The 6,454-nt window shown below is 62.4% G+C and carries 7 protein-coding genes, 1 tRNA gene and 1 pseudogene; all 9 read left to right on the top strand.

The features are described from left to right. The first annotated feature begins 2 nt into the window (after positions 1-2). The 9 genes and pseudogenes from hisD (at position 3) to istB (ending at position 6,430) form a co-directional block, all read left to right on the top strand. Positions 3-1,295, top strand: coding sequence for a histidinol dehydrogenase (hisD, locus tag AO692_RS11700; RefSeq protein WP_054310238.1), 1,293 nt, complete (start codon positions 3-5; stop codon positions 1,293-1,295). Positions 1,296-1,301: 6 nt separating this feature from the next. Next, complete coding sequence (locus tag AO692_RS11705) at positions 1,302-1,787, top strand: UPF0262 family protein (RefSeq protein ID WP_054310239.1); 486 nt, start codon at positions 1,302-1,304, stop codon at positions 1,785-1,787. Between the two features lie 130 nt (positions 1,788-1,917). After that, positions 1,918-2,136: a translation initiation factor IF-1 gene (gene infA / locus AO692_RS11710; protein WP_006200926.1), complete on the top strand. Its 219-nt coding sequence runs from the start codon at positions 1,918-1,920 to the stop codon at positions 2,134-2,136. 23 nt (positions 2,137-2,159) lie between these two features. Next, entirely contained in the window at positions 2,160-2,789 is a 630-nt protein-coding gene (locus tag AO692_RS11715) for a Maf-like protein (protein ID WP_054310240.1), read from the top strand. A 75-nt stretch (positions 2,790-2,864) separates the two neighbouring features. Next, a complete protein-coding gene (yacG, locus tag AO692_RS11720; RefSeq protein ID WP_054310241.1) occupies positions 2,865-3,095 on the top strand; it encodes a DNA gyrase inhibitor YacG in 231 nt (76 codons plus the stop codon). Positions 3,096-3,287: 192 nt separating this feature from the next. Further along, positions 3,288-3,363 (top strand) — tRNA-Phe (locus AO692_RS11725). Between the two features lie 211 nt (positions 3,364-3,574). Continuing rightward, a complete protein-coding gene (locus tag AO692_RS11730; RefSeq protein ID WP_082407331.1) occupies positions 3,575-4,153 on the top strand; it encodes an integrase arm-type DNA-binding domain-containing protein in 579 nt (192 codons plus the stop codon). Positions 4,154-4,202: 49 nt separating this feature from the next. Next, positions 4,203-5,769, top strand: a pseudogene (gene istA / locus AO692_RS11735) (IS21 family transposase). Further along, entirely contained in the window at positions 5,702-6,430 is a 729-nt protein-coding gene (gene istB, locus AO692_RS11740) for an IS21-like element helper ATPase IstB (RefSeq protein ID WP_054308547.1), read from the top strand. The pseudogene istA and the gene istB overlap by 68 nt, the downstream one beginning before the upstream one ends. The last annotated feature ends 24 nt before the right edge of the window (positions 6,431-6,454 follow it).

The following is a 6,454-nucleotide window of genomic DNA, read 5'->3' on the forward strand; positions in this document are numbered from 1 at the left end:
GGATGGCGGTCACGCTCAATTCAGCCGATGCGGATTTCGAAGCACGCTTCACCGCGTTCCTTGCCACCAAGCGCGAGGTTTCGGCCGATGTCGAGGCTGTGGTGCGTGATATCATCGCCCGCGTCCGCACCGAGGGCGACAAGGCGCTGGTCGACTACACACAGCGCTTCGACAAGGCGGATCTCGGCACACTCGGCATCGCCGTTTCCCGCGCCGACATCGAGGCAGCTTATGCCGCGGCCGACCCGGACACGGTGGAAGCGCTGAAGTTCGCCCGCGACCGTATCCGTTCGCACCATCAGCGTCAGCTGCCGAAGGACGATCGTTACACCGACACGCTCGGGGTCGAACTCGGCTCGCGCTGGACGGCGGTCGAGGCGGTCGGGCTCTATGTGCCGGGCGGTACGGCGAGCTATCCGAGTTCGGTGCTGATGAATGCCGTGCCAGCCAGGGTGGCCGGTGTGGAACGCATCGTCATCGTGGTTCCGGCCTCGGGCGGCGTCATCAGCCCGCTGGTGCTGGTGGCGGCCGATCTCGCCGGGGTTTCCGAAATCTACCGCATCGGGGGTGCCCAGGCGGTTGCCGCCCTCGCCTATGGTACGGAAACCATCCGCCCGGTGGCCAAGATCGTCGGCCCCGGCAATGCCTATGTGGCAGCCGCCAAGCGCCAGGTCTTCGGAACCGTGGGCATCGACATGATCGCCGGCCCGTCCGAAGTGCTGGTGATCGCCGACGGCAAGAACGATCCCGACTGGATCGCCGCCGACCTTCTGGCGCAGGCCGAACACGACGCCTCGGCGCAGTCGATCCTGATCACCGACGATGCCGCCTTTGCGGCGGCTGTCGAAGTGGCGATGCAGCGCCAACTGGCCACCTTGCCGCGTGGCGAAATCGCCGCGGCAAGCTGGCGTGACTTCGGCGGCATCATTCTGGTCGGCAATCTGGACGACGCGTTGCCACTGGCCGACCGCATTGCGGCCGAACATGTCGAACTGGCAGTCGACGAGCCCAAAGCTCTCCTTGCCCGCCTGCGCAATGCCGGTTCAGTCTTTCTCGGCCGCCATACGCCGGAAGCCATCGGCGATTATGTCGCGGGTTCCAACCACGTGCTGCCGACGGCGCGTTCGGCGCGCTTCTCGTCAGGCCTTTCCGTCCTCGATTTCGTCAAGCGCATGTCGGTGCTGAAGCTCGGGCCGGAGCAGCTGCGGCAGCTCGCGCCAGCGGCAATCGCACTTGCCAGGGCCGAAGGGCTCGACGCGCATGGCCTCTCCGTTTCCATCCGGCTGAACATGTAGGCGGACATGTCGGGAGCCGGGCCAAACAACGCGAGGCTGATCGACGTCGAACTCGACGAAACGATCGGCCGCTCGACGCCCGACGTTGAACATGAGCGGGCGGTGGCCATCTTCGACCTGATCGAGGAAAACTCCTTCAGCCCCGTTAACGACGACGGCAGCGGCCCCTACAAGCTGAAACTCTCCCTTGCCGAATCGCGTCTGGTCTTCGCCATCAGCCGCGAGGATGGCGCGGACGTCGTCACCCATATCCTGTCACTGACGCCGTTCCGGCGCATCGTGAAGGACTACTATCTGATCTGCGAAAGCTACTACGACGCCATCCGCTCCTCCACGCCCAGCCACATCGAGGCGATCGACATGGGCCGGCGCGGCCTGCACAATGAGGGTTCGCAAACCTTGATGGACCGGCTGGCGGGCAAGATCGAAATCGACTTCGACACGGCCAGGCGGCTGTTCACGCTGGTCTGCGTGCTGCACTGGCGCGGGTGACTTGAAACAGGCCGGAGAACAGGCCTGAGCACAAGCCGATTAAGCTTGTTCACAAAGCGGCGATAATCATATAGGTTCCGCGCCAAATTCCGGCCGGCCCGCCGGGAATCCATCCAAGCAAAGGTATCGAATGCCGAAGGAAGAAGTCCTCGAGTTTCCGGGTGTGGTGACAGAATTGTTGCCCAATGCGATGTTCCGCGTGAAGCTCGAAAACGAACACGAAATCATTGCCCACACGGCTGGGCGCATGCGCAAGAACCGTATCCGCGTTCTGACGGGCGACAAGGTTCTGGTCGAGATGACGCCCTATGACCTGACCAAGGGCCGCATCACCTATCGCTTCAAGTAAATTATCGTAGCGGGCCAGATGCGATGAGCACCATGCACAAGCTCGTGCTTGCCTCGGGATCGCCTCGCCGGATCGAGCTGCTGCAGCAGGCCGGCATCGAGCCCGACCGCATCCTGCCCGCGGATATCGACGAGACGCCGCAGCGCGCCGAACATCCGCGTTCGCTGGCCAAGCGACTCTCCCGGGAAAAGGCGGAAAAGGCTTTTGCTTCGCTGCAGGGCGAAACCGAGCCCGAGCGCGGCTATGTGCTGGCCGCGGACACGGTGGTGGCCGTGGGCCGGCGGATCCTGCCGAAGGCGGAAACCAGCGACGATGCCGCCTTTTGCCTGCAGCTGCTCTCTGGCCGCTCGCATCGGGTCTATACCGGCATCTGCCTAGTCACACCCGACGGCAAACATCGTCAGCGGCTGGTGGAAACGCGCGTGCGCTTCAAGCGTCTGCCACGGGTCGAAATCGACCGCTACGTCGCTTCCGGCGAATGGCGCGGCAAGGCCGGCGGCTATGGCGTGCAGGGACTGGCCGGCGCCTTTGTCGTCAAAATGACCGGTTCCTATTCCAACATCGTTGGCCTGCCCCTCTACGAGACCACCGCGCTGCTTGCCGGCGAAGGTTTCGACACCCATCGCGGCTGGCCGGAACGCGGGCTTTCGTAACGCATCGGCCCGAAAACCGGAATCGATTTTCGGAAGGCTTGATGCGCAAAAGATGGCGCAGCACGAGAAGAAACCATGGCTAGCAACGACAGCACCGTGACGCCACTGCGTCCGAAGCGGCCCTGCCCCGAATGCGGGCGACCCTCGGCGCGCGACACCTATCCGTTCTGCTCGACGCGCTGCAAGGACATCGACCTCAACCGCTGGCTCAAGGGCGTCTATGTGATCCCTGGCGACGACGGCGAGGCTGATGAGGAACTGCCAGGCCACATGCCGGACAAGGCGCCAGGCAGCGAGCAGAACTGACCGCTTGACGTGCCGCCGGCGCGGGCAAGGTCCGGATTTTTCAGGCGTTTTAGCGTCATGGTTGTTTTCCCGGCGAAATCGACACGGCGGTGCTGGACAGGCGGGAATCTCATGCTATAACCCCGCTCGCTTTCGGGCTGTGGCCCGGCGAGCAGGCAAGGTCTAGAACATGGTTCCAGATTTCGCCAAGATGCCCAGGTAGCTCAGTTGGTAGAGCATGCGACTGAAAATCGCAGTGTCGGTGGTTCGATTCCGCCCCTGGGCACCATCCTCTCTTCTCCCGACACTCACTTTCGCTGAAGCCTTCGCGCTTTAGAGCCAGCAAGTGCCTGAAACCGCGTCGTTTTTGACGACTGCAGCGCATTCGAGCGCATTTCGCAATTCTTCAGCGTACTTGATCCAACGAAGCGAGGTGTTGGTATTTTTGTTGGTATCTGAAAGCCTGTTGGTATCGAAGCACCAACAGGAGGTCCCCACGAATGGCTCTCTCCGACGTGAGATGCCGCACCGCCCGGCCTACGCCCAGGCTCCAGAAACTATCGGATGGCGGAGGGCTCCAACTATGGGTGCAACCCTCCGGAACACGACTATGGCGCCTAGCTTATCGGTTTGGCGGAAGGCAGAAAATTCTGGCTTTGGGCAACTATCCCCTCATATCCCTCGCCGAAGCACGCAAGGCGCGGGATAATGCGAAACGCCTGCTCCAGGTGGGCACTGACCCCGCACAGGACCGCAGGTCGAAAAAAGGGAGGGTCACAAAGGATACGTTTCGCTCAATTTCCCAGGAGTTCGTCGACAAACTGCAAAAAGAAGGGCGTGCCGATCGGACGCTCAACAAGATCAAATGGCTGCTCGATTTTGCGTATCCCATCCTTGGCGACAAAAGCGTTCGGGAGATTGATTCGACCACAGTCCTTGCCGTCCTGCGTAGCGTGGAGGTGCGGGGTCGTTACGAGTCGGCCCGGCGACTGCGTTCCACAATCGGCAGTATCTGTGTTTCGGCGTGGAATAAGGACCCCGTTTCAGGGGTGACCGGCGTCCAAAAAGGACCCCTGTAACGCAGGGTTGTCACACTGCCTTCGGTTTCATCGGGGGCATTTGTTTTGGATGTTGGTTGTGGAGACGATTGCGAAGATACGTCGGCTTTCGCTGGTCCAGGGGAAGTCGATCAAGGAGATCTGCCGCGAGTTGAGGATATCGCGGAAGGTTGTCCGGAAGGTGCTGCGGTCGAACGCGACGGAGTTCCGTTACGAGCGTGAGCATCAGCCGATGCCAAAGATCGGCCCCTGGCAGGATCAGCTCGACGGGCTTTTAGGTGGCAATCACGGCAAGGCGGGGCGCGAGCGGCTAACGCTGATCCGAATCTTTGAGGAGCTCCGCGGTCTCGGATACGACGGCAGCTACGACGCGGTTCGCCGATACGCCAAGAGCTGGGCGAAGGCGCAGGGATCAGCGACGGCGGAAGCCTATGTGCCGTTGTTCTTCGCGCCGGGTGAAGCCTACCAGTTCGACTGGAGCCACGAGATCGTCCTCATCAATGGCGTGACTGTGACCGTGAAGGTTGCCCATGTCCGGCTTTGCCACAGCCGCATGATGTTCGTCAGAGCCTATCCGCGCGAGACGCAGGAGATGGTGTTCGACGCGCACGACCGGGCCTTCGCCTTCTTTGGCGGCACCTGCACGCGCGGCATCTACGACAACATGAAGACGGCGGTTGAGACGGTATTCGTCGGCAAGGACCGGCAATACAATCGCCGCTTCCTGCAGATGTGCAGCCATTATCTGGTGCAGCCGGTCGCCTGCACGCCGGCGTCGGGCTGGGAGAAGGGTCAAGTCGAGAACCAGGTCGGGCTGGTGCGCGAGCGCTTCTTCACGCCGCGGCTGCGCTTCAAATCCTATGAGGAACTCAACGCCTGGCTGCTCGACAAATGCATCGCCTACACCAAGACGCACCGTCATATCGATCAGCCGGAGCGCACGATCTGGGAGGTGTTCGAGGAGGAGCGCGGCAAACTTGTCGAGTATCGCGGCCCCTTCGACGGCTTCCACACGGTCCCCGCCTCGGTATCGAAGACCTGCACGGTGCGCTTCGACAACAACAAATACTCGGTGCTGTCGACTGCCGTGGGCCGACCGGTCGAGATCCAGGCCTATGCCAGCAGGATCGTCATCCGGCAGGATGGCGTTGTCGTCGCCGAACACGCCCGTTCGTTCGGGCGCGGTGAGACCATTTACGATCCCTGGCACTATGTCCCCGTGCTCGCCCGCAAGCCCGGCGCATTGCGCAATGGCGCGCCGTTCCAGGACTGGGTTCTGCCCTCGGCGATGGAGCGGACCCGGCGCCGACTGAAGTCCTCGGATGACGGTGATCGCCAGATGGTGGCGATCCTGGCTGCGGTGTTGACCGACGGGATCGATGCCGTGGAGGCCGCCTGCCAAGAGGCGCTCGACCAGAACGTCTGCTCGTCAGCTGTCATCATCAACATTCTGGCGCGGCGGCGCGATCCGGCGCCAGCCATCACCATTCTCACCCCGGACGCTCTTCGCCTGCGCCATGAGCCGCAGGCCGACTGTGCCCGCTACGACAGCCTCAGGAGGGCAAGCTGATGGAACGCACGCAGGTTCTGGATCTGATGGGAACGTTGAAGCTCTACGGCATGCGCAGTGCCTATGACGAGGTTATGGCGACCGGCATCAAGCGCCAGCACGAGCCGCCGAGGATCGTCGGCGATCTGCTGTCGGCCGAGATCGCCGAGAAGCAGGCGCGCTCCATCAAATACCAGCTCACCGTCGCAAAGCTGCCGATCGCCAAGGACATCGAGGAGTTCGACTTCGACGGCACGCCGGTCAACGAGGTGCTGGTCAGGGACCTTGCCAACGGCACCTTCGTCGCCGACCAGCGTAACGCCGTTCTCATCGGCGGCACCGGAACCGGCAAGTCACATCTGGCGATTGCCCTTGCCCGATCCCTCATCCGCAACGGGACGCGCGGTCGCTTCTTCAATGTCGTTGATCTCGTCAACCGGCTCGAGACCGAGCACCGCGGTGGCAAGCAGGGCCGTATCGCTGACTACCTGACCCGATTGGACTTCGTCGTCCTCGACGAACTCGGCTATCTGCCCTTCGCGCAAGCCGGCGGGCAGTTGCTCTTCCACCTGATCAGCAGGCTCTACGAGCGCACCTCGATCATCGTCACCACCAATCTGGCGTTCGGCGAATGGCCCGCTGTCTTCGGCGACGCCAAGATGACGACGGCGCTGCTCGACCGGCTCACCCATCACTGCGAGATCATCGAGACCGGAAACGAATCCTGGCGATTCAAGAACCGCGCCTGATCACCCCATAACGCCGATCCGCGC

Source organism: Mesorhizobium sp. 1M-11 (genome assembly GCF_001303895.1).
Taxonomy (GTDB): Bacteria; Pseudomonadota; Alphaproteobacteria; order Rhizobiales; family Rhizobiaceae; genus Mesorhizobium.

Excerpts from the sequence above, each read along its gene's own strand:
- hisD (WP_054310238.1), top strand. The coding sequence starts at position 3 with ATGGCGGTCACGCTCAATTCAGCCGATGCGGATTTCGAAGCACGCTTC.
- AO692_RS11705 (WP_054310239.1), top strand. The coding sequence starts at position 1,302 with ATGTCGGGAGCCGGGCCAAACAACGCGAGGCTGATCGACGTCGAACTC.
- infA (WP_006200926.1), top strand. The coding sequence starts at position 1,918 with ATGCCGAAGGAAGAAGTCCTCGAGTTTCCGGGTGTGGTGACAGAATTG.
- AO692_RS11715 (WP_054310240.1), top strand. The coding sequence starts at position 2,160 with ATGAGCACCATGCACAAGCTCGTGCTTGCCTCGGGATCGCCTCGCCGG.
- yacG (WP_054310241.1), top strand. The coding sequence starts at position 2,865 with ATGGCTAGCAACGACAGCACCGTGACGCCACTGCGTCCGAAGCGGCCC.
- AO692_RS11730 (WP_082407331.1), top strand. The coding sequence starts at position 3,575 with ATGGCTCTCTCCGACGTGAGATGCCGCACCGCCCGGCCTACGCCCAGG.
- istB (WP_054308547.1), top strand. The coding sequence starts at position 5,702 with ATGGAACGCACGCAGGTTCTGGATCTGATGGGAACGTTGAAGCTCTAC.